This is a genomic window from Vibrio sp. M250220 (genome assembly GCF_036533795.1).
In the GTDB taxonomy this organism is placed as follows: domain Bacteria; phylum Pseudomonadota; class Gammaproteobacteria; order Enterobacterales; family Vibrionaceae; genus Vibrio.
This window is the reverse complement of the sequence record NZ_JATABI010000044.1, coordinates 1-24,643: the sequence shown is the minus strand read 5'-3', so window position 1 is coordinate 24,643 and position 24,643 is coordinate 1. Positions and strand designations below refer to the sequence as shown.

22 protein-coding genes and 6 pseudogenes are annotated in these 24,643 nt (G+C 45.4%); 16 read left to right on the top strand and 12 right to left on the bottom strand.

Annotation, left to right across the window (positions count from 1 at the left end):
- The first annotated feature begins 23 nt into the window (after positions 1 to 23).
- The 3 genes from phnC to phnE (QTN94_RS14970) are packed head-to-tail and all read left to right on the top strand — an operon-like array spanning position 24 to position 2,391.
- Positions 24 to 794: a phosphonate ABC transporter ATP-binding protein gene (gene phnC, locus QTN94_RS14980; RefSeq protein WP_331417904.1), complete on the top strand. Its 771-nt coding sequence runs from the start codon at positions 24 to 26 to the stop codon at positions 792 to 794.
- Positions 782 to 1,588, top strand: coding sequence for a phosphonate ABC transporter, permease protein PhnE (gene phnE, locus QTN94_RS14975; RefSeq protein ID WP_331417905.1), 807 nt, complete (start codon positions 782 to 784; stop codon positions 1,586 to 1,588). The genes phnC and phnE (QTN94_RS14975) overlap by 13 nt, the downstream gene beginning before the upstream one ends.
- Positions 1,588 to 2,391: a phosphonate ABC transporter, permease protein PhnE gene (gene phnE, locus QTN94_RS14970; protein ID WP_138971264.1), complete on the top strand. Its 804-nt coding sequence runs from the start codon at positions 1,588 to 1,590 to the stop codon at positions 2,389 to 2,391. The genes phnE (QTN94_RS14975) and phnE (QTN94_RS14970) overlap by 1 nt, the downstream gene beginning before the upstream one ends.
- Before the next feature lie 62 nt (positions 2,392 to 2,453).
- Here phnE (QTN94_RS14970) and QTN94_RS14965 read toward each other — a convergent pair.
- Positions 2,454 to 3,047, bottom strand: a pseudogene (locus tag QTN94_RS14965) (phospholipase D-like domain-containing protein); the annotation flags it as partial.
- 170 nt (positions 3,048 to 3,217) lie between these two features.
- On the opposite strand from QTN94_RS14965, the gene QTN94_RS14960 reads away from it, so the two are divergent.
- Positions 3,218 to 3,412 carry a hypothetical protein gene (locus QTN94_RS14960; protein WP_138971704.1) on the top strand — a complete coding sequence of 65 codons (195 nt, stop codon included), beginning with the start codon at positions 3,218 to 3,220 and terminating at the stop codon, positions 3,410 to 3,412.
- Positions 3,413 to 3,434: 22 nt separating this feature from the next.
- On the opposite strand, the gene QTN94_RS14955 is transcribed toward QTN94_RS14960, so the two are convergent.
- Positions 3,435 to 4,217 carry an HAD-IIB family hydrolase gene (locus QTN94_RS14955; protein ID WP_331417906.1) on the bottom strand — a complete coding sequence of 261 codons (783 nt, stop codon included), beginning with the start codon at positions 4,215 to 4,217 and terminating at the stop codon, positions 3,435 to 3,437.
- 268 nt (positions 4,218 to 4,485) lie between these two features.
- On the opposite strand from QTN94_RS14955, the gene QTN94_RS14950 reads away from it, so the two are divergent.
- The 3 genes from QTN94_RS14950 to QTN94_RS14940 all read left to right on the top strand — a co-directional run bounded on the left by QTN94_RS14950 (position 4,486) and on the right by QTN94_RS14940 (position 6,025).
- Positions 4,486 to 4,857 (top strand): RidA family protein, encoded by a 372-nt coding sequence (locus QTN94_RS14950; protein WP_331417907.1) that lies wholly within the window; start codon positions 4,486 to 4,488, stop codon positions 4,855 to 4,857.
- 108 nt (positions 4,858 to 4,965) lie between these two features.
- The gene (locus QTN94_RS14945; RefSeq protein WP_331417908.1) at positions 4,966 to 5,430 is read left to right on the top strand and encodes an ASCH domain-containing protein; all 465 of its coding nucleotides are present in this window, start codon (positions 4,966 to 4,968) and stop codon (positions 5,428 to 5,430) included.
- A 79-nt stretch (positions 5,431 to 5,509) separates the two neighbouring features.
- Positions 5,510 to 6,025 (top strand): lipocalin family protein, encoded by a 516-nt coding sequence (locus tag QTN94_RS14940; RefSeq protein WP_331417909.1) that lies wholly within the window; start codon positions 5,510 to 5,512, stop codon positions 6,023 to 6,025.
- 67 nt (positions 6,026 to 6,092) lie between these two features.
- Here QTN94_RS14940 and QTN94_RS14935 read toward each other — a convergent pair whose 3' ends face one another.
- The 3 genes from QTN94_RS14935 to QTN94_RS14925 form a co-directional block, all read right to left on the bottom strand.
- The gene (locus QTN94_RS14935; protein WP_331417910.1) at positions 6,093 to 7,892 is read right to left on the bottom strand and encodes an amidohydrolase; all 1,800 of its coding nucleotides are present in this window, start codon (positions 7,890 to 7,892) and stop codon (positions 6,093 to 6,095) included.
- Between the two features lie 260 nt (positions 7,893 to 8,152).
- Positions 8,153 to 9,505, bottom strand: coding sequence for a molecular chaperone (gene yegD, locus QTN94_RS14930; protein ID WP_331417911.1), 1,353 nt, complete (start codon positions 9,503 to 9,505; stop codon positions 8,153 to 8,155).
- 130 nt (positions 9,506 to 9,635) lie between these two features.
- Positions 9,636 to 10,553: a LysR family transcriptional regulator gene (locus QTN94_RS14925; protein ID WP_331417912.1), complete on the bottom strand. Its 918-nt coding sequence runs from the start codon at positions 10,551 to 10,553 to the stop codon at positions 9,636 to 9,638.
- Positions 10,554 to 10,674: 121 nt separating this feature from the next.
- Between QTN94_RS14925 and QTN94_RS14920 the strand changes: the two genes are divergently transcribed.
- Both QTN94_RS14920 and QTN94_RS14915 read left to right on the top strand, forming a co-directional pair.
- Complete coding sequence (locus QTN94_RS14920; RefSeq protein WP_331417913.1) at positions 10,675 to 11,115, top strand: carboxymuconolactone decarboxylase family protein; 441 nt, start codon at positions 10,675 to 10,677, stop codon at positions 11,113 to 11,115.
- 80 nt (positions 11,116 to 11,195) lie between these two features.
- Positions 11,196 to 11,930, top strand: a complete 735-nt coding sequence (locus tag QTN94_RS14915) for an RNA methyltransferase (RefSeq protein WP_331417914.1) — start codon at positions 11,196 to 11,198, stop codon at positions 11,928 to 11,930.
- Positions 11,931 to 11,974: 44 nt separating this feature from the next.
- Here QTN94_RS14915 and fdxA read toward each other — a convergent pair whose 3' ends face one another.
- Positions 11,975 to 12,298, bottom strand: coding sequence for a ferredoxin FdxA (fdxA, locus tag QTN94_RS14910; RefSeq protein ID WP_006880303.1), 324 nt, complete (start codon positions 12,296 to 12,298; stop codon positions 11,975 to 11,977).
- A gap of 212 nt (positions 12,299 to 12,510) precedes the next feature.
- Between fdxA and QTN94_RS14905 the strand changes: the two genes are divergently transcribed.
- A complete protein-coding gene (locus QTN94_RS14905) occupies positions 12,511 to 14,127 on the top strand; it encodes an NAD(P)/FAD-dependent oxidoreductase (RefSeq protein ID WP_331417915.1) in 1,617 nt (538 codons plus the stop codon).
- Positions 14,128 to 14,472: 345 nt separating this feature from the next.
- Here the strand turns inward: QTN94_RS14905 and QTN94_RS14900 are convergent, their stop codons facing one another.
- From QTN94_RS14900 to QTN94_RS14885, 4 genes and pseudogenes are all read right to left on the bottom strand, one after another.
- On the bottom strand, positions 14,473 to 15,435 hold the full coding sequence (locus QTN94_RS14900) for a transposase (RefSeq protein ID WP_331428114.1): 963 nt from the start codon (positions 15,433 to 15,435) through the stop codon (positions 14,473 to 14,475).
- A 310-nt stretch (positions 15,436 to 15,745) separates the two neighbouring features.
- Entirely contained in the window at positions 15,746 to 16,081 is a 336-nt protein-coding gene (locus QTN94_RS14895) for a rhodanese-like domain-containing protein (RefSeq protein ID WP_331417917.1), read from the bottom strand.
- A 204-nt stretch (positions 16,082 to 16,285) separates the two neighbouring features.
- Positions 16,286 to 16,537, bottom strand: a pseudogene (locus QTN94_RS14890) (purine permease); the annotation flags it as partial.
- A gap of 180 nt (positions 16,538 to 16,717) precedes the next feature.
- Positions 16,718 to 16,999 (bottom strand): annotated as a pseudogene (locus QTN94_RS14885) (NCS2 family permease); the annotation flags it as partial.
- Between QTN94_RS14885 and QTN94_RS14880 the strand changes: the two are divergent.
- From QTN94_RS14880 to QTN94_RS14870, 3 genes and pseudogenes are all read left to right on the top strand, one after another.
- A pseudogene (locus QTN94_RS14880) lies at positions 16,989 to 17,099 on the top strand (urate hydroxylase PuuD); the annotation flags it as partial. The pseudogenes QTN94_RS14885 and QTN94_RS14880 overlap by 11 nt on opposite strands.
- A gap of 305 nt (positions 17,100 to 17,404) precedes the next feature.
- Positions 17,405 to 17,920, top strand: coding sequence for a hypothetical protein (locus QTN94_RS14875; RefSeq protein WP_138971512.1), 516 nt, complete (start codon positions 17,405 to 17,407; stop codon positions 17,918 to 17,920).
- 4 nt (positions 17,921 to 17,924) lie between these two features.
- On the top strand, positions 17,925 to 20,045 hold the full coding sequence (locus QTN94_RS14870) for an ATP-binding protein (protein WP_331428113.1): 2,121 nt from the start codon (positions 17,925 to 17,927) through the stop codon (positions 20,043 to 20,045).
- A 139-nt stretch (positions 20,046 to 20,184) separates the two neighbouring features.
- On the opposite strand, the pseudogene QTN94_RS14865 reads toward QTN94_RS14870, so the two are convergent.
- Positions 20,185 to 20,280: pseudogene (locus tag QTN94_RS14865) on the bottom strand (IS5/IS1182 family transposase); the annotation flags it as partial.
- Between the two features lie 249 nt (positions 20,281 to 20,529).
- Between QTN94_RS14865 and QTN94_RS14860 the strand changes: the two are divergent.
- Complete coding sequence (locus QTN94_RS14860; protein ID WP_331417920.1) at positions 20,530 to 21,516, top strand: cytochrome-c peroxidase; 987 nt, start codon at positions 20,530 to 20,532, stop codon at positions 21,514 to 21,516.
- Between the two features lie 267 nt (positions 21,517 to 21,783).
- Positions 21,784 to 22,827, top strand: a pseudogene (locus tag QTN94_RS14855) (methyl-accepting chemotaxis protein); the annotation flags it as partial.
- Between the two features lie 156 nt (positions 22,828 to 22,983).
- On the opposite strand, the gene QTN94_RS14850 reads toward QTN94_RS14855, so the two are convergent.
- Positions 22,984 to 23,715, bottom strand: coding sequence for a GntR family transcriptional regulator (locus QTN94_RS14850; RefSeq protein WP_331417923.1), 732 nt, complete (start codon positions 23,713 to 23,715; stop codon positions 22,984 to 22,986).
- Positions 23,716 to 23,914: 199 nt separating this feature from the next.
- On the opposite strand from QTN94_RS14850, the gene QTN94_RS14845 reads away from it, so the two are divergent.
- Positions 23,915 to 24,442, top strand: coding sequence for an AAA family ATPase (locus QTN94_RS14845; protein WP_331428111.1), 528 nt, complete (start codon positions 23,915 to 23,917; stop codon positions 24,440 to 24,442).
- Positions 24,443 to 24,643 lie beyond the last annotated feature (201 nt).

Sequence of the window (24,643 nt, the reverse complement as noted above, 5' to 3'; positions counted from 1 at the left end):
ATAAGAAAACAAGGAATAGTAGTATGGCCGTAGCGAGCTATGACGGAATAAAGATCAATAACCTTTTTCATCAATACGTGGCAGGCAAGCCAATCCTTAAAGGTATCGACATCAATATCGACCAACCGGGTATCATTGCCATCATCGGCCCGTCAGGTACAGGTAAGAGTACCTTGCTTCGTTGTATTAACCGCCTTAACGAACCAACCAGTGGAGAGATTCTGTTTGAAGGCGAGGATCTGACAAAACTGAGTGGGCAGGCACTACGTAAGCAGCGTCGTCATATCGGTATGGTTTTTCAGGAGTACAACCTAGTTGAGCGTTTGACTGTGATTGAGAACGTCTTGTGTGGTCGTCTTGGTTACATGTCTTCTTGGAACGCATGGCGTCGTAACTACTCGAAAGAAGATCTCAAAAAAGCCTTCGAATTATTAGAGTTTGTTGGCTTGCAAGATTTCGCCAATCAGCGTGCAGATAGCTTGTCTGGTGGTCAGCGTCAACGTGTTGGTATCGCCCGTGCCGTGATGCAAGACCCGTACATATTGCTTGCGGATGAGCCGACCTCCTCGCTTGACCCTAAAACCGCGGTAGAAATCATGGAACTAATGGAAACCTTCGCACAGGAGAAGCAGATCCCTGTATTGGTCAATATTCATGACGTTAACCTCGCTAAACGTTTTGCGAAACGTATTATCGGTATGTGCAATGGTAAAGTGCATTATGACGGCCGCCCTGAAGGCATCAGCGAAGATGACCTAAAAATTATCTATGGAGGTGAGTCATGGCTGGATTAAGCTCATCGACCAAAACAGCGGTAGAGGCGATTGAAAATCCGTTTAAGGCATCGTGGGCGAGCCGCTTGGGTGTCGTAGCTGTGATTGGCTATCTTTTTTATAGTATCTCGACGCTCAATTTAACTTGGGAACGATTTATGGTCGGCTTAGGGGAAAGTGAGCGTTTACTTAGTCGCATGTTTCCGCCTGATTTCTCACGCTCAAATCTGCTCTTGAGTGGTTTGGCTGAGAGTTTACAAATCGCGATTATTTCGAGCTTTTTCGGCATCGTGATCTCATTGTTTCTTGGTCTGCTTGCGGCGCGAAACATGATGCCAAATATTGTCTCAACACCAGTTCGCGGCTTTATTGCTCTGTGCCGCTCTTTCCACCCGGTCATCATCGCCATCTTGTTTGTTAAGGCCGTCGGTTTTGGTGCACTGGCGGGTATTTTAACTCTGGTTTTTGCTTCGATTGGTTTTATTGCCAAGCTGTTTGCTGAGGCGATTGAGGAGATCTCGTTTAAGCAAGTTGAAGCGATTCGAGCGACAGGCGCAAGCTTTATGAGTGTCATTCTGTTCGCGGTTATGCCACAGGTATTCACTCGATTTATCGGTTTTGCCAGCTATCAGTTGGACTCAAACCTACGTAACTCGACCATGGTCGGTATTGTTGGCGCTGGTGGCTTAGGTGGCACGCTTTTCTCTGCATTCCAGCGTTTTGATTATGACTTTGTTGCTGCGATTCTTATCACTATTATCGCGCTAATCCTTGTCGGTGAGTTCTTATCTAATGTTGTAAGGAGAATCTTCTAATGACGACCGCTTCTATTGATAGAGAATGGCAACGTTTCACCTTTAGTGAGCGTATCGCAAGATTTGCTGCTTACCTCTGCTTTGTTTCTGCAATCGTATGGTCATGGCAGACGGTTGAAGTGATACCAGAATTCTTGTACGACGCGCCTGCTCAGTTTGCCGATATGTTTAGTCGTATGGTTCCGATGGACTACGGCTTCTATCCTGAAACGATTCATGATGCGATGGTTGAAACGCTGCATATCGCCACGTTAGGGACGCTATTTACGTTAGTTCTGGCGATTCCATTAGCCTTGCTTAATGCGCCAAATATCACCCCAAATAAGACGCTTAACTGGATTGCTCAGTTCTTCTTGGTTTCATCTCGCTCGGTGAACTCATTGGTTTGGGCATTGCTGTTTATTGCCCTGTTTGGTCCAGGTGTGCTGGCGGGAATCATGGCGATTGCGGTTCGTAGCGTAGGCTTTGTTGGTAAACTGTTGGCGGAAGCGATCGCAGAAGTCAACATGGGCACCATTGAAGCGCTGAAAGCAACCGGTGCGTCATGGGGAAGCATCTTGTTCAAAGGTTATTGGCCTCAGGTTATGCCAGCATTCTTCTCAATCGTACTGTTTCGTTGGGATATCAACGTCCGTGAATCGGCGGTTCTAGGATTGGTAGGTGCAGGTGGTATTGGCGTGGTGCTAAATGATGCGCAGAATCTGTTTGAATGGCAGAAAGTATCGATGATTCTAGTGAGCATTTTTGCGGTCGTTGTACTGGCTGAAGCGCTAGTTGTCCACGTACGTAAGAAACTGATTTAAACAACATCAAATGGCTAGGTGTTGTATTCAAAAGGCAGGGAATACCTGCCTTTTCTTTTAAGCTACAAATACTTCTCTATGGGCAGTAGTTGGAGAAAGTAAGACTCAAATCGCTGCCATCGCCCTGTCTCTGGCTCATGATCATAGATTTGAGAACCGGAAGACCACATCACGTCACCGTTTTGTAATTCTAATCTCCAGCTATTCTTCTGATCCATCGCCTGCAAAATGTTGTCAGCAAGACGCTGTGCGACATCAAGGTCTTTTATCACCAGCAGTGACTCAGTATTTAGGTAAGTCGATCTAAGGTTAAAGTTAAACGAACCAACCGTGGCAACACGATCGTCAAACACCGCAGATTTTGAGTGAAGGCCATAACCGATGGCAGGCGCACACTTGTTAGCATCTTTGGTTGAAATCTCACACACCTCAGCGTTGGGCTTCAATTCATACAGTTTAATGCCGTGTTCGAGCATATCTTCGCGTCGACCAGCGTAACCAGAATGGTTAGTGATCAGATCATTAGACGCCATAGAATTGGTTAAGGCTTTAATCTCGACACCACCACGAGTCAGTACTTGCATTGCTTCTAGCTGTTGGTCGTCAAAGATCAGGTATGCGGATTCGAGAACGATCTTCTGCTTTGCCTCGTAAGCGGAGTTTCTCTGTGAAGTCCATGGTGTGATACTCCTTACTCTGATTTGATACTAAAAGTATAGCCAAGCACCAGCATCAGCGACGTGAGTGGTTCACACTTTATTATTAACAAAGTAATCAATTAAGAACTAATATTAATGAAGTGCTCGCGTGAGTAGTGGAGGTAAACATGAAGTTTCTTGTTCAATTCGATGAAGAAGGGATGTACCAGAACAACGCTTGGGATATTCCGGTACCGTATGTGAAAGGGGAAGTTCGCGCGCTTAACCCGTTACTTGCTATGGTTCTTATCGAACGAAATCAGGCGCACCTGTATACCAATCTAAAAGACCAACGACTGACTATTTCGGACGAGAAACACTAACTAGATCTGGAGGCCAGAGGTGCTACCGTACTTTTAGTTCAAGCAACTGTTGAGCAAATTCGGCAAATCCAAAGCCACCAGGTTTCGTCATTACCCTTGAAGGTTTATGGCTTAGCTTATCCCAATAATGTTCTATATTCTTTACCCCGACCGTGAGTGGGAGCGTTTCAAACATCTGCTGATCGTTGAGTGAATCGCCGACGTAGCAACATGTATTTAAAATATCCAGTTCAGATAGCCCGTGTTTCTTTAAGAAGTGAAACGCAGTATTGCGCTTTGAATGCTCACCATACCAAGCGTTGATGTGGATTGAACTGGCTGTCGCGTGAGCGCCTAAACGATGAATTTTGGCGACGATCTCTTCTACAATCCGACTGTCTAGCGGTTGCCTATTCTGACCGATATCGATGGCCACTTCGCATAAACGGTAGGCTTGATCCAGCGTAAGGTTTACGTCGGGGTAGTCAACAAGGATCTGTTCCACCTGAGCTTTAAGTTCTGCTTGTCGTTGTCGCATGGTGCCAAGCGGTACTGAACTGGACAGAGAAACCCCTTTTCTGCTTTTTGCCAACGTAAATGCACCGTTTTCCCCCAAGACAGCATCGACAGGCCAAAGTTGTGCGATATGGTCACACCATCCAGCGCAGGCGCCAGTCACTGCCACGACCTTGATTCCCTTTTGTTGAAGAGACTGGAGTGCAATGAGCGTCTCAGGTGGCAGTTTGCCTTGCCAGGTAAGCGTGTCGTCGACGTCTGTCAGTACCCATTCGACTGACTTCCATTCCGTTGAAAGAGCGTTATCCATTAAAGTTCTTATTTTAGTTGAGCAATCGCCCCAGTGTATCGATTCTCAACAGCGAAATCAGTGAGGTAGACGGGGCTGTGGGGAAAAGTTTGGCCACGCAGTAATAATCCTCGTTTAGCTTATTGACTATCAACAATATGGCTATGCATCGAGTTGAGCATGTATTAGAGTTAAACACACTAGCGTTATCAGGACACACACCAAGAATAGAGTTTAGAAATGAATTGTTAAAGCGTGTGCCCCTCCAATTTCAAATAAGGAGAAGCAATTGGTAGAACGGATTAGTTACCCAAATTTACCTCAAATCGCAGGGCCTTATGTTCATGCAACAAAGCACAATGGCACCCTATATCTATCAGGGTTAACGGCCTATGGTACTGATGCTCAATCTCTGGATATGGCTGCTCAGGCGAAGGAGGTGCTTAATCAGATCGCGCAGGTTGTTGAGCAGGAAAAACGCTCAAAAAGCGATCTGGTCAAACTGACGATTTTTGTGCGAGATATGTCTAAGCTAACCAGCATTCGGGAGCTGCTATTTGATTTCTATGATGGCTATTTACCAGCGTGCTCTCTTGTTGAGGTTTCGAAGTTGATTCATCCCGAGCTGCAAATTGAGATAGAGGCGGTTATTGCGCTCTGACTACAACGAATCGGTTTGAACTAGCTCTGATGTTTAAGGCACAATAGTCAGTGAAAGACGTCGTTTCTTTATATACAACGTTTTGTTTCTATTGGAGTATCGAAGATCATGGATGAAAGAAGTCAGGCCTATCTGGATCAGTATTTAAAATCATTGCCAGCAGAGCTTGCTGTACAGCACACCTCATTTAGTTCAGATTACTATTGTAACGACGAGTACAACGCTAACCTGTGCGCTGACCTGATTCTCCGCGGTGAGAAACGTGCGTCATGCAGCATGGAGTATTGGTATCGTCACGAAGGCGAGCCGATGCCTCAGGTCGGCCATCTTCAAGTTGTGACTGACTGGCATGGAAATCCAGTTTGCATCGTTGAAATCAGTTCAGTTAGCACCGCTAAGTATTGTGATGTCAGCGCTGAGTTTGCTGCAGAAGAGGGGGAAGGAGATAAGTCTCTTCAATGGTGGCGAGAAGCACACTGGGACTTTTTTAGTAAAGAGTGTGCAGAACTGGGCATTGAACCGACCCAAGAGATGATGTTGGTGTTAGAACGCTTCAAAGTTGTTTATAAATAATCATTGTCGTTGGCAAATGAGCTATTATGAAAAATCATCGTATCAACAGTCACTTATTGGTTTTTTAACGGAGTAAACCATGAAGCACTTATTGCTATGCATCGCTCTACTGTCACTCGCGGGCTGTTTGGGTATGCCTCAAAACGTTCAACCTGTTAGCGATTTTAAGCTCGATAGTTACCTAGGCAAATGGTACGAAGTAGCTCGTTTAGATCATTCGTTCGAGCGTGGTTTAAGCGATGTAACTGCCGAATATGTCATGCGCCCTGACGGTGGCGTATCGGTCATCAACCGTGGCTATTCTGCTGAGAACAAAGAGTGGAAGCAGGCTGAAGGAAAGGCCTACTTCGTCAACAGTGAGAATGAGGGCTATCTGAAAGTCTCGTTTTTTGGCCCTTTTTATGGCTCATACGTGGTGTTTGAATTAGAAAAACAGAATTACGACTACGCATTTGTATCAGATCCAAATACCGATTATCTGTGGTTATTGTCGCGCAAGCCAGACGTCAGCCCTGATGTCAAAGCAAAGTTTGAGCGATTGGCTCAGCAGAATGGGTTCAATGTGTCAGAGCTTATTTACGTCGAGCACAAGTAAAACTCACTGTGTTTAAAAGATAGGAAGCCCAAGTGGCTTCCTATCTGTCGGTGACAAAGCGAGCGCATCAATGCGAATGATGCAATAGCCCTGCTGAAATCATCGTAGCGGTGGCGATTTCCTGACATCGCTTGGTGTTTACACAACTACCCGAAGCAACGTTTTGAGCACTTGAATAGACCGTTTGACCTTCTTTTATCGTTTCCAACACTTTGATATCAGCCAGTGTTTCAGGTTTTGCTGTTAGTGGATTCTCGGACAAAATAACTAGGTCAGCGAGTTTACCTACTTCTAGTGATCCTTTATTTTTCTCTTCTTTGTATTGAATCGCTGCCCACAAGGTTTGCGATTTCAATCCGTCTAGTGCCGAGACACGTTGTTTTTGCCCCAACACATGACCAGTACGACTGACACGATTAACGGTTGCGGAATAGACTCGCATGGAATTAGGCAGAGCTACAGGCGAATCATGGTGCGAGGTATAGATCATTCCCAAGTCTCGCGCCCAACCTGTAGGGGAGATATTCTCTGCACGTCCTTTGCCCAAAACAGAGTTCATGTGCCAATCACCCCAATAGAAGGTATGCATTGGAAAAAACGAAGGAAATACGCCCAATTGTTTAAATCGCTCAACCTGATCTTTACGAGCAGTCTGAGCATGTATCGCGACAAAGCCTCGGTCTGCGATACCATGGATTTTTTCACTTGCTTCAATTCCGTTAAGTAACTGGTCAATCGCGGCATCACCGTTGACGTGGGTTAACAACTGCCATCCATTGCGTTGCGCCAACTCAATGAATTCGGCAGCTTTTTCATCACTCATGCTTGGATAACCTTTGTAGCCTTTCTCTTGACCAACTGGTGGAATGAGATAGGGTTTTGTTAGCCACGCGGTTTTGCCCTGAGGAGAACCATCGAGGTTAAGCTTAGCGCCTGCCACTCGAAATCCATTAGAATATTCGCTTGAGTAATACGGTGGAGCAATGGCTTCTTTAGCTACTTGAATATCAGGATACGCGGCCACATCGATCGGGAGTTTTCCTTGTTGAGCTAAGTCATACATGGTTTTCACGGCAGACGTCGAAGCACGCCCTTCTTGTGCGGTGGTGTAACCAAAACTCGCATATAACTCCATACCCGCTTTAAAAATTACTTCATTTTCTTTTGCGTTGAGTTTGGCCATTAGCGGCAGTAAGGTGCCAAAGAAAGCGGTCTCCTCTAGTACCCCATTAGGTGTTTTTCCGTCGCTCTCTCTGCGAATTTTCCCCCCATCTGGGTCGGTACTTTCTGCTGTTAGGCCTGCGAGTTGCAATGCTTTGCTGTTCAAGGTTGCTAAGTGCCCGGACTGATGAATAATCAGTATCGGTAGCTCTTTAGACACCACATCCAACTCCTGACGAGTAGGATGCCTTTGTTCTTTTAGCTGTGAGTCATCATAGCCAAAGCCTAGAATGATTCCATGTTTGCTGTTTTCAGGCTTTGCAACCCAAGAGCTTAGTGCTTTTTGTAAGGATGATATGTCACTTACGTTGCCGTCTGGAGCGGCAAGTAAGTTGGCAGACAACGCTTGAACCCCAGTGTTAAAAACATGTCCATGACCATCGATAAAGCCAGGTATCATGGCTTTTCCATCTAAATCAACAATATTGGTATGATCATCTCGCAACGCCATCAGTTCTGATTTTTTACCAACCGCTAAGATGCGACCATTTTTAATCGCGATAGCTTCAGCGGTTAGGTTGGAGTCGTTAACGGTAATGATATCGCCGCCAACATAAATAGTATCTGCGAATGGCTTTGTTGGACTAGACGCTACTGCCGTACCACTGACAGAGAGTAGTGCTAACACTAAAGGTGAAATTCTCATGATGTTTTCCTCTAAGGAACTGCGATGTAAGAAATGATAATCGACAAAAAGTGTAGATTAATCAGATAGGTTTTTCGCATTTTAATTTGGAAAATTTCGTTCAAGTGCAAAAAGCGAGACAAAAATAATGAATTTTATGTAGGAATTTGAAACCTTTTGCTAAACAGAGGTGATGTTGTCCATTTACGAGTCAGCTCAAAGACTTTAATAATTCCGATTTACAATGTAAATCGTCTCAAGCTTTCGTTTGAGACGATTTGTTATTTAAAGCAGACTTCTGCCCAGCGCGCGAGCCCAGCGGTCACCGAGCCAAAGTAGTTGCCACTGACAACCTGAATGTTAGGCAGGGTTTGTTGAACAGCGTTACGCAAAATAGGAGAGCGAGCGGAACCGCCAGTCATAAAGATAGCATCAGGCGTGATGCCACCTTGTTCAACGGCTTCTTTGACCAGTTCTGTCATCTTCTGTTTTGGTGATTCGATCGCATTGGTCATGTCCTCAAAACTGATATCCACTTCCAACTGTTCTGATAACAGTTGCATTGTTGCGCGATAGTGAGGATGATCAGAAAGCGCAATTTTGGCTTCCTCCGCCTGACGTACCAAATGATAACCTAGGGTTTCATTGAACACTTCGATCAGGCGTAATAGCTTTTCGGGCTCTTGAGCGTCTTTATGGAGCTGTTTTAACGTCGCTAGGTTTGAACGGGAGTAGAAGTCCGCCTGTGCGTCTACGCTGTTGATCGCTATCGGGTTCCAGAACTGAATGGTCGGCATCACGATGTCAGAGGTCGTTTTACTGCCTAAACCAAAAGGAGTCATCAGCTGTTTAAACGCCAGTGCGATATCTAAGTCGTTTCCGCCTACACGTTGACCGCTATGCGCCAGCAGGCTTTGAGTACGGTCAGACTGTCCGCGCCAGTTTGGTCCCATCTCGATCAAGGAACAGTCGGTCGTACCACCACCAATATCAACCACTAATATGGTTTTGTTTTCAGTGAGTGATGCTTCATATTCTAGGCCAGCGGCGACGGGTTCAAACTGAAATTCGATGTTCTTAAAACCTGCACGAGTCGCTGCTTTGCGTAGGATCTCTTCGGCCTGACGGTTAGCTGCTTCGCTATCACGACCGTGGAAGTTCACTGGGCGACCAATGACTGTGTCAGTAATGATTTGTCCGGCGTCTTGCTCTGCATTGCGTTTGATGTTGTCCATCATGGCGCACACCAGATCCTCGAAAAAACTGACTTGTACATCGCGCAGCCCCGATGTGCCAAGGAAAGATTTTGGTGATTTTACATAGTAGCTTTCGCTTGGGTCTTGTAGGTAGTGATCAAGTGCAGCCTGACCAAAGGCCACTTCTTCTGCGACAAACTCAACTCCGTCTTCGCGGTTTAAGTTAATTGCACGGCGAAGCACTTGTTCGCCAATAGCATCAAGTGGTTTGATATCGCGGAACTTAAACAGATATTCTGCAACTGCCTCACGAGTCGGTGCCGATAAGGTAGAAGGAATGTAAACGCTGTCCCCTTCCAGTTTGAGTAGCTTTGGTTCACCTTGCTCAATTTTCGCTACCGAGCAGTTTGCTGTTCCATAGTCAAAGCCAATAAACATTCGAACCTCCTACCATTGAAAAAAGGTCGGCAATGTTACCGCAATGGTGTAGTGAATGCTATTGGCGGTTTTGTTAAAACTCAGGTTAAGTCATCTTTGCTGAGTTGAACACTGAGCCACGAGAGTGCTGCTATGTCGATGCTTGCAGGGTATAAATCTGATCGAGGTTATTGAGGATAAAATCGATAAAGGCACGAATATGAGGTTTCGGGTACTGGGTTGTCTTATACAGAGCGTAGATCTCTCCACTTCGGTTCTCCCCATATGAAGCATGCCACTCTGGTAATAGGTGTACCAGTCTGCCTTGTTGCAGATAGGGTTTGACCATCCAGTCGGACAGCAGTAGTACACCAGTGCCTTGAAGTGCGCCCCACAGTACAGGGGAGCCCCCTCGTGAACTTAGGTTGCCTGTGACCATCACCTGTTTGTTTACTTTACCATGCTGGAAGTGCCAGTGACTTCGTTGGCGTTTCTGGCTGATGAGTAAGCAATTGTGATCGGCCAGGTCTTCGGGTGCGGTGATCTCGGGATGGTTATTGAGGTAGTCAGGGGAAGCGACCAGAAGGGTTTGATTGGTTATCAGTTTGCGAGCTCGTAAACGGCTGTCTTTAGGTGAGCCGATACGGATGGCTATATCGATATTTTCGCTGTTGAGATCGACGACCTTATTATCCAGTTCAAGCTCGACTTTGACTTTTGGGTATTGCTGCAAAAACTTCGGAATCAAAGGGGCTAGGAAGATATTGCCGAAACTCTCAAAGGCGGAGATGCGTAATAGCCCTTCCGGTTGACGATGGGTTTTCTTCATCTCTTCAACCAGAGTGTTAGCGTTGTCGAGCAGTGGCAGCGCCTGTTGGTGAAAGTACTGGCCTTCTTCGGTAAGCAGTAGTTGTCGCGTGCTGCGCCTGAACAGTGTGGTTTTGAGTTGGGCTTCGAGGTTGTCTATGTTTCTCGCCACCGATGAAGGTGCCATGTTCAACACGCTGCCGGCCTGAGAAAAACTGCCTGACTCGACCACTTGATTAAAGATTCGGATTAGGTCTAACACTGTCTTACCTCGCCTTTGCGTTTTGTGCAAAACTGAATCGATTAGGTTGGGTATTCTGCATAAATATAGATTGAATCACAATGGCGGTGAATTTTCGAACAATCACCTAAAGGAACAGACTATGACTACACGAATCAATATTGCTCAAGTGGAACCCAAAGCGTTAACGGCGATGTTAAGCGTAGAGGGTTATGTAGCTGAAGCCCGCTTGTCGGCGTCGCTTAAGAAGCTTATAAAGCTGCGTGCCTCGATGATTAACCAGTGCGCTTACTGTATTGAAATGCATGTGACCGAAGCGGAGAAGCTGGGTATTGATGCTAAAAAGCTGTTTGCTCTGGCGGCATGGAAGGAGTCGCCGCTGTTTGACGCTGAAGAGAGAGCGGTACTGGCACTGACTGATGAAATGACACTGATTGCGAAAGGCGGAGTGTCTGATGAGGTTTACCAAGTCGCGGGTGAATATCTTGGTGAGGAGTTGTTGGCGCAGGCGATGATGCAAGTGATCATGATCAATGCCTGGAACCGTTTTGCGGTGGCAACAAAAATGACCCATGAGCAGTAAGCAGGTGGCAGGTTAAATCGCTTTCATCTATAATCCTTGCGCTTTTATCCGGGACACCCCAATTTCACTCTGGAAAGATTATGATTTCGAAAAACCAACTTAAATTACTTCGAGCTTTAGGCCAAAAGAAACAGCGCAAGGCGCATGGTCTGTTTTTGGTTCAGGGTGAAAAGAATGTCCTTGAGTTGGTCAACAGCACACTGTCGGTGAAGCATGTGTTTGCTACCAGTGAATTTTTAGCGCAGCACAGCCATGAGTTAGGTGGGTTCGAGTGTATAGAAGCTTCGCTCGATGACCTGACTAAAGCGAGTACGCTGGTGAGTAACAATGCGGCGATTGCTGTGGTTGAGATCCCAAGTGTAGAAGTGCCAAAGGCGCAAGGGTTGATGATTGCTTTAGATGGCGTTTCGGATCCGGGTAATCTGGGCACCATTATTCGCGTTGCTGACTGGTATGGCATTAAGCACATTATTGCCAGTACGGATTGTGCTGATCCTTATAATCCAAAAACGATCAGCGCGACCATGGGTAGCTTTGGCCGTGTGACAGTTAGCCAGTTAGACTTGCCTGAGTATCTGGAACAAGCGAAATTGCCTGTTTATGGTGCGTTTTTAGAGGGTGAGAGCGTGCATAAGACTAAGTTTGCTGCGCAAGGTATTTTATTGATGGGCAGTGAGTCTCACGGCATTCGCGAGCAAGCGGCAAAATACGTCACTGATAAGATTACTATTCCCGCTTTCGGTGGTGCCGAATCATTGAATGTGGCAATGGCGACGGGAATTATTCTCGATAACCTGCGTCGTCAGCACAGCTAAGACGCAGCGTATCAAGTCGCGAGAGAGGAGTGAATCGCTCGCTTCTATTTTTCCAGCATGTCTAGTTTGTTAGGCACGCCATTCCATTTTTCTGCTTCGTCCATGGCTGGTTTGACTTCCGTTTGAACTGGCCACAATTCTGCCAATTCCGCATTTAACTGAATGTAGATGGTTTGATCATCTGGCACTTCGTCTTCTTGAAAGATCGCGTGTGCATCACATTCGTCAACACATAGACCACAATCGATACATTCAATAGGGTTGATCACCATAAAGTTTGGCCCTTCATGGAAGGCATCAGCAGGGCATACCGCAACACAGTCAGTATATTTACATTGGATACAGTTATCCGTTACCACAAACGCCATGACGATCCGCTCTTTAGTTAGTCAAAATTGAAGAATGGGGATAATACTCATCCCAAGGCAAAATTCAACATTCTATGCAGTGAATCTTCGTGTAAATAAGTTCACCAAACTGATTTTAGTATGACAGACAAATCAATTTCTCGTAAAATGCGCGCCATTGTGAGCTCGCCTTTTCGGCTTGGCTAAGACACCTATGATTACGAGACATCTACATGATACGTTTAAATGAACTCAAGCTTCCTCTAGATCACGAGGAAGGGGCGTTAATCGCTGCTATTACAAAGAAACTTGGTATTTCAGCTGACCAAGTTATCTCTTTCAATATCTTTAGACGTGGCTACGATGCTCGTAAGAAAGCGAACATCCTACTTATCTATACTCTGGACGTTGTGGTCGAGAACGAAGCAGCATTGCTTGAGCAGTTCGTTAGCGATCCGCACGTTAAACAGACGCCAGATATGGAATATAAGTTTGTCGCTCAGGCACCTAAGAACCTAACAGAGCGTCCAGTTGTGATCGGTTTTGGTCCTTGTGGTCTATTTGCCGGTCTTGTTCTCGCGCAGATGGGTTTCAATCCTATTATTGTCGAGCGTGGTAAAGAAGTACGTGAGCGTACTAAAGATACGTTTGGCTTTTGGCGCAAACGCACCCTAAATACAGAATCAAACGTACAGTTTGGTGAGGGTGGTGCAGGTACTTTTTCTGACGGTAAGCTATACAGCCAAGTGAAAGATCCAAACTTCTACGGTCGTAAAGTGATCACTGAGTTTGTTGAAGCAGGCGCACCAGAAGAGATTCTATACGTCAGTAAGCCACATATTGGTACCTTTAAGCTGGTTACCATGATTGAGAAAATGCGTGCGAAAATCATCGAGCTAGGTGGTGAAATTCGTTTCAGTACTCGTGTCGATGACATCCACATGGATGGTGAACAGATTACTGGTCTTACATTGTCAAATGGTGAGCAAATTCATTCACGCTATGTTGTTCTTGCAGTTGGTCACAGTGCTCGTGACACGTTTGAGATGCTGCATGATCGCGGTGTTTACATGGAAGCGAAACCATTCTCTGTGGGATTCCGTGTCGAACATAAACAGTCGATGATTGATGAAGCTCGTTTTGGACCAAACGCAGGTAACCCAATTCTTGGCGCCGCGGATTACAAACTGGTTCACCACTGTAAGAATGGCCGTACTGTGTACAGCTTCTGTATGTGTCCGGGCGGAACGGTAGTAGCGGCGACTTCAGAAGAAGGGCGAGTTGTTACTAACGGTATGAGCCAATACTCACGTTCAGAGCGCAACGCAAACAGTGCTATCGTTGTTGGTATCGACCCTGAGCGCGATTACCCTGGAGACCCACTTGCAGGTATTCGTTTCCAACGTGAACTTGAGTCGGGCGCATATGTACTGGGCGGCGAAAACTACGATGCGCCAGCTCAGAAGATCGGTGATTTCCTTAAAGGTCGTGATCCAAGCCAGATTGGTGATGTTGAACCATCATTTACACCAGGTATCAAGCTGACTGACATCTCGAAAGCATTGCCAGATTTCGCAATTGAAGCAATCCGCGAAGCCATTCCAGCGTTTGATAAGAAGATCAAAGGGTTTGCCTCGGAAGATGGTCTACTAACCGGTGTAGAGACTCGTACGTCTTCACCAGTGTGTATCAAACGTGGTAAAGACTTCCAGAGCATAAACCTTAAAGGTTTCTACCCTGCTGGTGAGGGTGCTGGTTACGCGGGTGGTATCTTATCTGCTGGCATCGACGGTATTAAAGTCGCAGAAGCGCTAGCAAAAGCAATGGTAGCAGACGCAGAAAACGCTTAATTCCCACCTTTAAACCACAGACAACAGATATTAAGGCTCTTAAATTGCTAAGGGCCTTTTTTGTTACAGGGGTGTTACAGGGACAGGCACCAGAAGAAGTTGTTGAAGAACCTTAAGGACTGAACATTAAGGACATTAAGGGACATTAAGGACAGACACCATAACGAGTTCAGCTATGTTTGGTGAAAGTTGCTTTGCTAGTCGTGGGTTTTATCAACGCACTTTGAGATTAATTTCAATATTGCAGCGATTTTAGTGTTGGTTAGGTCTTATGGGGATTCTTGAGGTATTGAAAAGCGCTAAGCCCGTCAGGTTTAGTTAGAAATCATAAGTTTAGCACTAAAACTAACTGTCCAATCGAAACAAATTAATTCGTTTTCTATTAAACACGTGCTTGGCCATTATTGCGCTCGTGATACAGCCTATACTGGTCGCCCGGCGACGTTCTAACTCTGTACAAGCATTAAGCCACTTTAGCTTGTTGATATTCAAACGCTCTAATATTGGTGGAATGCTTCTACTTAGCTGGGCTTTGCCCTCTCGGAATTGACGTGCAGTCCAGTCAACCAGTTCAATATACTCGATAAGTCGAAATGGAATACCATCGAGTTGAATGTCTGCCGAATTGCCTATAAATGGATGGAGGTAAGGAGCCGTTTCTTGCTGATTGTTTAGTGCCTCTATTCTCGCCTGAATTGATGTATAGTCTGAAGTCTCGGGAGTATCTGCTATCCTAGCCCTTAATGGATTTAAATCAACGTAAGCCATGGTGGCAGCAAGTGCTTGTTCATCAAGCAAGGCCTGACTTTTAAAACGACTTTCCCAAAAATGGCCTTTACACTCGTCCTCTTTGTTCGCTTGGCAAGCAATGTCAAAGTTGAGCTCTTTCATAAACCAACTTAGGTTCCATAACCGTTCTCGCCACGACTCAATAATAGTCATACATGCTTCGACTTCAACATTATTGGTGAGTTTCCCATCTAACCACCTCGTTATTAAACTTGGCAACTTGTGGTCTTGCTTCCAACGCTCAACCACTTCTTGATGAGATAAGTTTAGGGCTTTTGAACAATTGATATGCACAACTAGATGATAGTGGTTGGCCATGATGGCGTAAGCGCAGATATCGATGCAATAGACTTGCGATAGCGCCAACATCTTTCTTTTAATCCAAGCCCGTCGGTGTTCATAGCACTGCTGGGTAACGGGGTCTTTTCCACATAGAAAACTTCGTCTGACACAGCGAGAAACGCAATGATAGTAAGGTGTGGCATCGACACACAGTTGGTGTTTTCTGGCGATTGTCATCTTTTTCCCCAAGTAGTGTTTGATTCACTTAGGTTAAGAAAGTCGCCTACATGCGACAATCTGGAATAATCCAGCCTTCCACCGAGGTATCAACAACTCATACCATTTTCATCCTTTATGGTGTGTGTCCACTTAACCTTGCTTTAAACGAGTTGAGGCTGTGTTGGCGATGATTAAAGACGCTTACCCGATGCTTAATGAGCATTTATCACAATCACGGTAAGAATCAGGCTGAGCTGATAGACTCCTACCAAACCGCTCTGAGTTTGGTTAAGCAGTATCAGATTTAGAGGATGATGCTCAGTAGAGGTTACTGAGCATTTTGTATCTCGACCAAACCGCCAGCATTGTGCAGATTAGTAAACCCTTGAGAAACTAAGTATTGATAGGCTTGACCTGAGCGGTTTCCGCTCCGGCAGTAGAGGACGATTTGTTTCTCTTTGTCGATGTTGGCAAAGTGCGTCGCAAGTTGAGATAGGGGGTAGTTGACAGCGTTGTCTAGGTGCCCGGCTTCGAACTCCTGCGGGGTTCGAACATCGACGATTAATGCACCCTGCTTGATCCACTGCCAGCCAATATCGGCACGTTCTGAAGCGATGGAAGGAACACTAAAGACCGCCAGCAACAGAATGATCAATTTTTTCATCTTGATTGAGTTCCTTAATTATCATTGTCTTAAGCATATCCCATTCTTCAAAATTAGCCGCGATGCATTTCACAGATGTTTGCTGATAATTTAAATACTTTAAACGCTTGTCTATACTCCATTCTGGCTAGGCTACTACAATGTACTGCTGTCCCTAATCCACCCGTGATTTACCCCCATTAATGTGAAGCAGAATCAATCAAACTATTTGCCAATACTACAACAATAATCCTGCTGTGCTTTGAGCTCAACCTGAGCCTCGCGAGCTTCTTCCTCTGCTTGGGCTTTTTTTGCGATTTTCTCTTGTACTTGATTGCGACTCTCCGTGAGAGCTTCACGCTCTTCTTTGCGACTCGACTTCGGTAACAATTGGTGCAGAAGAACCGTCACTATCGTACTGGTGGTGATACCTGAGTGAAGAAAGTTAGCAATATCGTGTGGCGGTTTTTGGTTAAGCGAGTACAGAAGTTTCATTGGTTTTACCTCAGAGAACACCGCACAAAGCCGGCTCTCTTTGACTGGACAACAGACTTCTACAAACTGCGTAGGGTCACGAAATGTGTATGTTGACCACTAGCCTGAATCTTGTATCAGGCTAGTGGTGTGTTTGCTTGAAATAATTGCGGCGAATCAGGTTTAGATATAGATGAGCTTGGCAACGAATATCACCGTCAGGAAGTACATTGAGATGGAAACATCTTTTGTCTTACCGGTAGCGACTTTGAGCACTGTATAGGTGATAAAACCAAGTGCGATACCGTTAGCAATGGAGAAGGTTAGAGGCAGCATTAGCGCTGTGATGGCGGCAGGTGCTCCGTTGGTGAAATCCTTCCAATCGACGTGCTGCATACTGCTCATCATAACGAAAGCAACATACATCAGAGCGCCGGCGGTTGCGTACGCTGGGATCATGCCTGCTCAGCGTAATCTGGTCAGTGCGATTGAAGAGAACCGCGACCCCGATCCTGCATTGCCCGCGAAAGGTTTGCTCCGCTCTCGTCACAACAACTATCGCACTCCCCATCCCGCTTACCGGACGGCTAATCCGGTAGGCGTGATTCATGCAAACGTGGTATTTCCCGCTCTTTATCTCACTTGAGATCCCCCGGCCCCTGTTCCGGGGTTTTTTACAGGTCGTTGGTAGAAGTCGCAGGCCGCAATGCCTGCACTCCTAACAATTAGTTATCGGTTTCATAACGTTATATATTGGCATCAACAACGTCGAAGTGAGTTTTATTAGTGGTAGAAATCCTTGTCTATACTGAAATTAATTGAAGTTTTGCTCATGGCTATAAAAAAGTTAGGTCTGGAGGAAATGAATTGATGTCAGCAGCACTTATCCGCGGTGTCAGATACACCACTTTACTGAGTTTAGCTCTTAGCCTCATTAATCTCGCTTATGCGCTTCCTGCCCCTAAATCAGAGCCAGTTCTTTGGGTTTCGGGCAATATCACCCAATCTAACTCTAATCAGGGTGTCGTGTTTGATGAAGAAATGATCCTCGCGCTAGAGCAAGGATCTATCATGACCAATAACCATGTTGTCGAACAAATCGTCGAGTATACCGGCCCTAAGCTTGTCTCAGTGCTTGATTATGTCGGTGCTGAGGGAGAAACGTTGAAGGTAGTTGCTTGGGACGATTACGTGGTGACGATGCCGATCGCCGATGCCGAAAAGTACGGTTTGTTGCTTGCCACTCACGAAGCCGGAAAGAGGATGACAATCGACGACAAAGGCCCCTTCTTTATTGTGTATCCATTTTCAGAGAATCCTGAACTGAGAAACGACTACTACTATAGTTTGTCGGTTTGGCAGGTAAAGGAACTGGTCATTGAGTAAAGATATGGATAAACCACTCCTCACGCAGGGGCGCCTATTTGTCATTATTACATCAGTGCTATGTGCGGTACTGATTGTAATGGTGGTTTACTTTTTTCATTCTATGAGCGAGTTTCAGCGAATTCCGCCGCAGCCGTACGTGACAATCGTGAACAATAACATCTCCGCTAAAGGTAAGTTATTGATGCTCAAGCTGGAAATTATTGAGTTTTCACGTGACCGCTCGGAACGGTCTTTGGCGAGAATGAAGATGAAGGTGCGCGTCTATCGCTCCAGTATATTACAAGATTTGCATGCGGAGAGAACCGTTCAGATTCACCAACAGTTTGGTGACGTAAAGAAGTTAGCATCGATTCGTACCAGATTAGATGCGCTAGGAAACAATCTAGACCAGATGACGTTGGATGAGAGTGAGTTGAAGCTGAAAACCGTGTTGACTCAGTTAAATAGCCTCTACTCGCAACTCAATGTTTATATGTCATCGTTCGTCTCTGAAGTGCAAAAAAATCAGATGATGTTTGTACAACAGAAACAGCAGTTCTACAGCCAGCAATACACCTATCTCGCGGTCATTTCTGCTTGTTTGGCAATGATGGTTGGTGTGATTTCATGGATGTATCTCAATCAAATTAAACTGAGTCGAGACTTAAAAGAGCGCACGGATAAAATGGAAGAGGCTAAGAAGCTTGCCGAGCAAAGCGCGACGGCTAAAGCGCGATTTCTTGCCAATATGTCCCATGAGATGCGAACACCACTCAATGCGGTTATCGGCTTGAGCCACAAAGAATATTACCTCAACACAGACGAGCAGACGCGCAGTTTTGTGGCTATGATTAATGACTCTGGGAAACACCTACTAAAGCTCATCAATAGCGTGCTGGATTTGAGTAAGATCGAACAGGGCAAGATGAAGCTTGACCGAGATGTTTTCTACTGTAGTGAACTCATCAAATTATCCAAGACCATTTTTGTTGAAACCAACAAACCCGATGTTGAGATTATGTTTTGCTCACCGATGGAGAAGGATTACAAGATTGTTGGTGACAAAACGAAGTTACTGCAAATCATCAATAATCTTAGCTATAACGCCCTCAAGTTTACTGATAGCGGATATGTGGATGTATCGTTATCGGTTGAGACCCTAGACCAACAAAGCTATCTAAAGTTATCTGTGACTGATACTGGTATTGGAATGTCGCAACAACAACTTAATAAGGTGTTTGAGGAGTTTGTTCAGGCAGATGACTCAATCACGAGGAAGTACGGTGGTACGGGATTGGGGTTATCCATATGTCAGTCACTTATCAACATGATGAAGGGTAGATTAGAGGTGCAAAGTGAGCTTGGGCAAGGAACACAGTTCAACGTATCCATCCCCGTTGTAGTAGAAGGAGAAAAGACGATTCTCTGTCCACAGATTCGCAATCAGCGCATACGAGTTGTCGCGCAAGATATCCGAGTACAAAGGTTAATTTCGTCAGAGCTGAACCAACTTGGATTGTTTGACGACAACGGAGAGCTGACCGTTCACTACCTCAGTGGCGCTCAGGGATTCAGTGACAACGATGCGATTGCGGAGGTGAAACCGTGCATAGTGATTGGCGATCTTCACGTCGCTGCCCCTGATTCGGAGTGGGTGACAAAGCTGACCAAACCCTACGATATTTTTAGTTTAATTAACGCAGTTTGTAGCAGAAATACAGGGCAGGAAAAGAGCGCGAACATTGATGTTGCGCCGAATAGTACAGGGCTCTCTGCTCTGATTGTTGAGGACATGAGAGTCAATCAGATCGTTGCACAAAAGATGCTGAATACCCTACAGGTCGAGACGACTACCGCAGGCAATGGACAAGAGTGTTTAGATATTCTCAAACAGCACCATTTTGATATTGTTTTTATGGACATCCAAATGCCGGTGATGGATGGCATAGAGGCTCTGAAAACCATCCGCAGGGAAAACTTAGCTCCAGGAACGGCAATCGTTGCCTTAACCGCCAATAACTCAGATAGAGATGCGTTGCACTACATTGAACAGGGTTTCAACGATGTTGTTCCTAAACCTGTGAGAATGGATTTAATGCAGCGAGTGCTAAATAAATATATCGCAGCCAAACCCGTCCAATAAAACTCGAGTCATATCTCCAAAATGGTGAAATACAATTTGTAGTTGCACTACTATGCAGCGAGCATTGTAATTTCTTAAGCTTAATGTCCCACCAAGCAGTTTCTTCACTCGGCGTTGTCTCTGAGAGAGAAACTTAACTCAGCGGCATTGAAAATACGCGTTTAACCATAAGAGCTGTCGTAATGGCTAAGTCACTAAACAAGCGAGGTCTTCCACGGTTTCTTTGTTTGATTTGCATCAACAAAGGCGTCGATTACATTCTTTATAAAAATGTAAACAAATAGTAAATCGACGCGCGCGATGAAAGATTGCACAAGCTTTGTGCAGATTACGCGCTTTTAACATCGATTTTTGTCATAAAAACCATCGTTTTTTTGCGTTATCACCGCAAAATCGTTTGCTTTAAGTTACTTGCCAAAGCGCATCGGTCAAGAAATGCGCAACTCTAGTGAGATTGGAATAACTCTCGAGAAAGGAAGTAACGATGAAAAAAATCATTGCAGTGAGTCTCTTATCTGTCGTGTCATTTGTGACCTTGGCAGAACGACAGGCGCAAGAACCGATCAAAGTGATTGATCCGGTTGTTGGGTTGGATGCGAAGAAAGTTGAATTGGGAAAAACCTTATGGTTTGAGCCTCGACTATCAGCCTCTAACACGATTTCGTGTAACTCATGTCATAACGTGGCCAAGGGTGGGGTGGATAACCTACCAAGCTCTATTGGACATAAATGGGCAATTGGGCCGATCAATTCACCCACGGTATTTAACTCGGATCTCAACTTTGTGCAGTTCTGGAATGGTCGTGCCAAAGATCTTCAAGAGCAGGCAGCAGGGCCGATTGAGAATCCGCTAGAGATGGCATTTACCCATCAGTTGGCGATCGACACCTTGAAATCGATTCCTCAGTACCGCACTTGGTTCAAACAAGCGTATGGGGTGGAAGAGTTCACCTTAGAGCAAGTTACGGACGCCATCGCGACCTTTGAGAAAACGCTTCGTACCCCCAATGCACCGTTTGACTTGTGGTTAAGAGGCGAAGACAGCGCGCTCACCACAGCCCAAGTGGAAGGTTACGAGCTGTTCAAAGCGAAGGGGTGTACGGCGTGTCATAGCGGCCCCTTAGCCGGAGGGCAGATGTACCAAAAAATGGGGTTAGTGAAGCCTTTTGAAACCGCCAACACAGATGTAGGACGCAAAGCAATTACTGGCAAAGAGTTCGATGAGTTTGTCTTTAAGGTGCCGACATTGCGTAATATTGAGCTTACCTACCCCTACTTCCACGACGGCTCAGTGTGGGATCTTCAACAAGCGGTAGAAGTGATGGCAGACGTTCAGTTGGGGCAAAAGCTGACTAACGATGAGTCTGGCAAAATCACCGAGTTTCTCAAATCTTTGACGGGTGAGCTGCCGCAAATCGTCTTGCCGCATTTACCACCGTCTACGATTGAAACGGCGCGGCCACAAATCTAACCGATCTTCAAAGCCTCTTTTAAAGATAACTCCAATCAGTTAAAAACACGCCTAACATGACTAATTGTTAGGCGATCACCATCGTTTCGGGCATACCTAGTCCTGTGAGCTTGTTTAGCGCTTTTATCATGGCATAAGCCCCTATGACTTTGAGTCGGCCCGAACCTTATTTTATGAGATTTTAATCTCATTAATGACTTTGTTTGATTATTGATTAATCAATTACTACTTTTTAATTATCTGTCTCATTCATCCAAGGGATCAGTTTTGAAAAGATTAAAAGTCGTATTCCTAGTTCAGGTGATCATCGCTCTGACCCTTGTGTTGCTCGTGTCAGCATTTATCAAATATCAGAGTTTCAAAGTTAACTTGCATCAAGAACTGGCACATTCAGTGGAAAACACGACCCAACGAATGAAGATCAGTTTGCCCAAATCGGTATGGGATTTCGATCTGGAGTCGGCCAAGGTATCCATATCCGCAGAGCTCAATTTGCCAGAGATAGCAGCGATTCAGTTAGTAGACAATGAAGGCAAGGATCTGCTGTTCCTCAATCAGCAAGGGAATGGTGAACAGCGGCAAACCGTCGACGTAGTGAATAAAGCCCAATTTCTCGCTGAAAACAGCCTTAGAGCCAGTCTGATATTTGTCGAATATGGTGAGGAGCATTCAGTGGGTGAAGTGGTGGTCTACTTTGATACTGGCACTTTGGATGCCAAGTTGGCTAGCTCGCTGAATACCAGCATTATTGAGCTTATCGTGCTCGATATCATCATCTCAATCGTTATTGTCTCTGTGTTGGCGATGACGGTAATCAGGCCTATCTCTCAGTTGACTGAGGTGATAAAAGACTTAGCGTCGGGTGATGGAGACCTGACTAACAAACTCGCGCCTGCTAAGTATCGTGAGTTTGCTGACATTACTGAAGGCATCAACAGTTTTACTGAGTCGCTGCGACAGATTGTGCAAGATGTGAATCGTTCATCGGAAGCGCTCGGTGAGAAAGCGCAGGCCAATGGTGCGACGGCGCATACCAATGCAGAAAAACTGGAAGCACAAAGGCACCAGTTGACGACCATAGCCGCCGCTGCGACCGAGTTAAATCAATCGGTTTCAACGGTCGCCGATACCGCGTCTGAAACCGCAGAGCAGGCTCATACCGCAACTTCGTTAACGACTATTGTCAGCGATGCGATTGAAAACTCCGCAAGAGACATCATCAATATGCGTGAAGAGATGGACCATGTTAATGAGGAAATGCATGCCCTGATTGATGAGGGCCAAAAAATCACGACTTCATTGAAAGTAATCAAGAGACCTCCTTGTGCATTGACACTAATGTTCCGATGTTTTTTCTGACCTTTGGGTCAATAATTGGTTGATTTGACTCCAAGGTCAACTTTGATTTTACAAAAATGAAACAAGAAATGGCTTGTGATTTTACATTTCAGAGGGAAGTGTTAGAGACTATTTACGGTTCAATATATCCGAGAAGACAACATGCAGATCATTAGAGGCAGCGCTACTGTCGAGATTGAGCCGGGACCGAATGTGGTTGATATGCTCCTGCATCAGAGACAAAGCCTGTGCGGCATCGCCCGCTTCTATAGCGTCAAGTAGGTTGGAATGTTCATCGAGTGAACAGTTGGCGTGATTACCAGTTTCGTACTGAGCAATGAGTAGAGAGGTCTGAGAAACTAAGCTCCTTTGGAATGCCAGCAAAGGCGTATTGTGGGCCATTTCAGCGAGTTTGATATGGAATTCTCCCGACAAACGCAACCCTTTACCGTAGTCACCGTTGGCAAATGCGTCGTTCTCTTTCTCTACTAAGCGGCGACACTCTTCAATTTTGGCTGGTGTGGCATGTTCAACCGCTAATTCGGTAATCGCCAGTTCCATCACCTCACGCGCTTTGATGATCTGTTTCGCCTCATCTTTTGTTGGTGCAGATACCATCGCACCTCGGTTAGGACGAATACTCACAACTTGTTCCATCGATAGACGCAGCAACGCTCGACGTATGATGGTGCGGCTGACACTAAAGATTTCAGCGAGTGCTTCTTCATTCAGCTTTGTTGCTGGAGGTAGACGCTGCTCTAGAATTGCATCAAAGATATGACAATAAACCACGTCATCCTGGGTTTGGCCGGCGACTTTTGTCTTGACGTTTTTCGCCACAGAATTTTTTAGATTTGCCATAAGCGGCGTTCACTCTCAAACCATTTATTTCGCTAATAAAACAATCATACTTCACTTTGTATACATGTGGCTAGCTACCCTTAGAAGGCTTTGTGAAGCGAGACGACTGAAATGTTAACAAATATTGGTTAGATGTTTGAAAATGCACATTTAACATGTTTTACTGCGCGCATATTCAACAAGTTGGGCAAGTAATGGCATGAACAAGATCAATGTAGTCGGAACCAGTGGTAGCGGAAAATCAACATTTTCAGCCCAACTAGCTCGTCACCTTGAGTGCCCCCATATCGAAATGGATCGACTTTTTTGGAAACCGAACTGGCAGGAGTCCAGTGACGAGGAGTTTTTCTCTCGCCTAGAAGATGAGCTGAAAGCGCCGAGCTGGGTACTGGACGGTAATTACAATCGAACTCGTGTCATTAAATGGCATAACGTTGATACTGTGGTATGGGTTGACTACTCATTGTCGAGAACCCTCTTTCATGCAGTGAGACGAGCTTTAAGCCGATCAATTTCAGGCAAAGAGTTGTGGCCCAACACGGGCAATAGAGAAACGCTGAGCAAATCATTTTTCAGTAGAGATTCAATTTTATTGTGGACGATCAAAACCTATCATTCGAATCGTGCAAGGTACTTAGCAGATATGGACAATCCTCAATATCAACATATTCGCTTTGTTAGATTGACGAGTCCTGCGGAGGCGAGACGATTTCTATGCGATTTATAGGGACGTATTATAAGGACAAAGCGCTACTGACAGTGTAGAGAATACTTTTCTCTCCGGGCAACTTTTTGCTCGATCTGGGCAAGATCTTGCTCGATTCGAGCAAAAAGTTGCTCAGCTTGTATATTAACAAATGCTTAAATTGTTGAAATATATACATTTTAATTTTGGCACGCTTTTTGACTAAGAGTTAGTGTTATTACA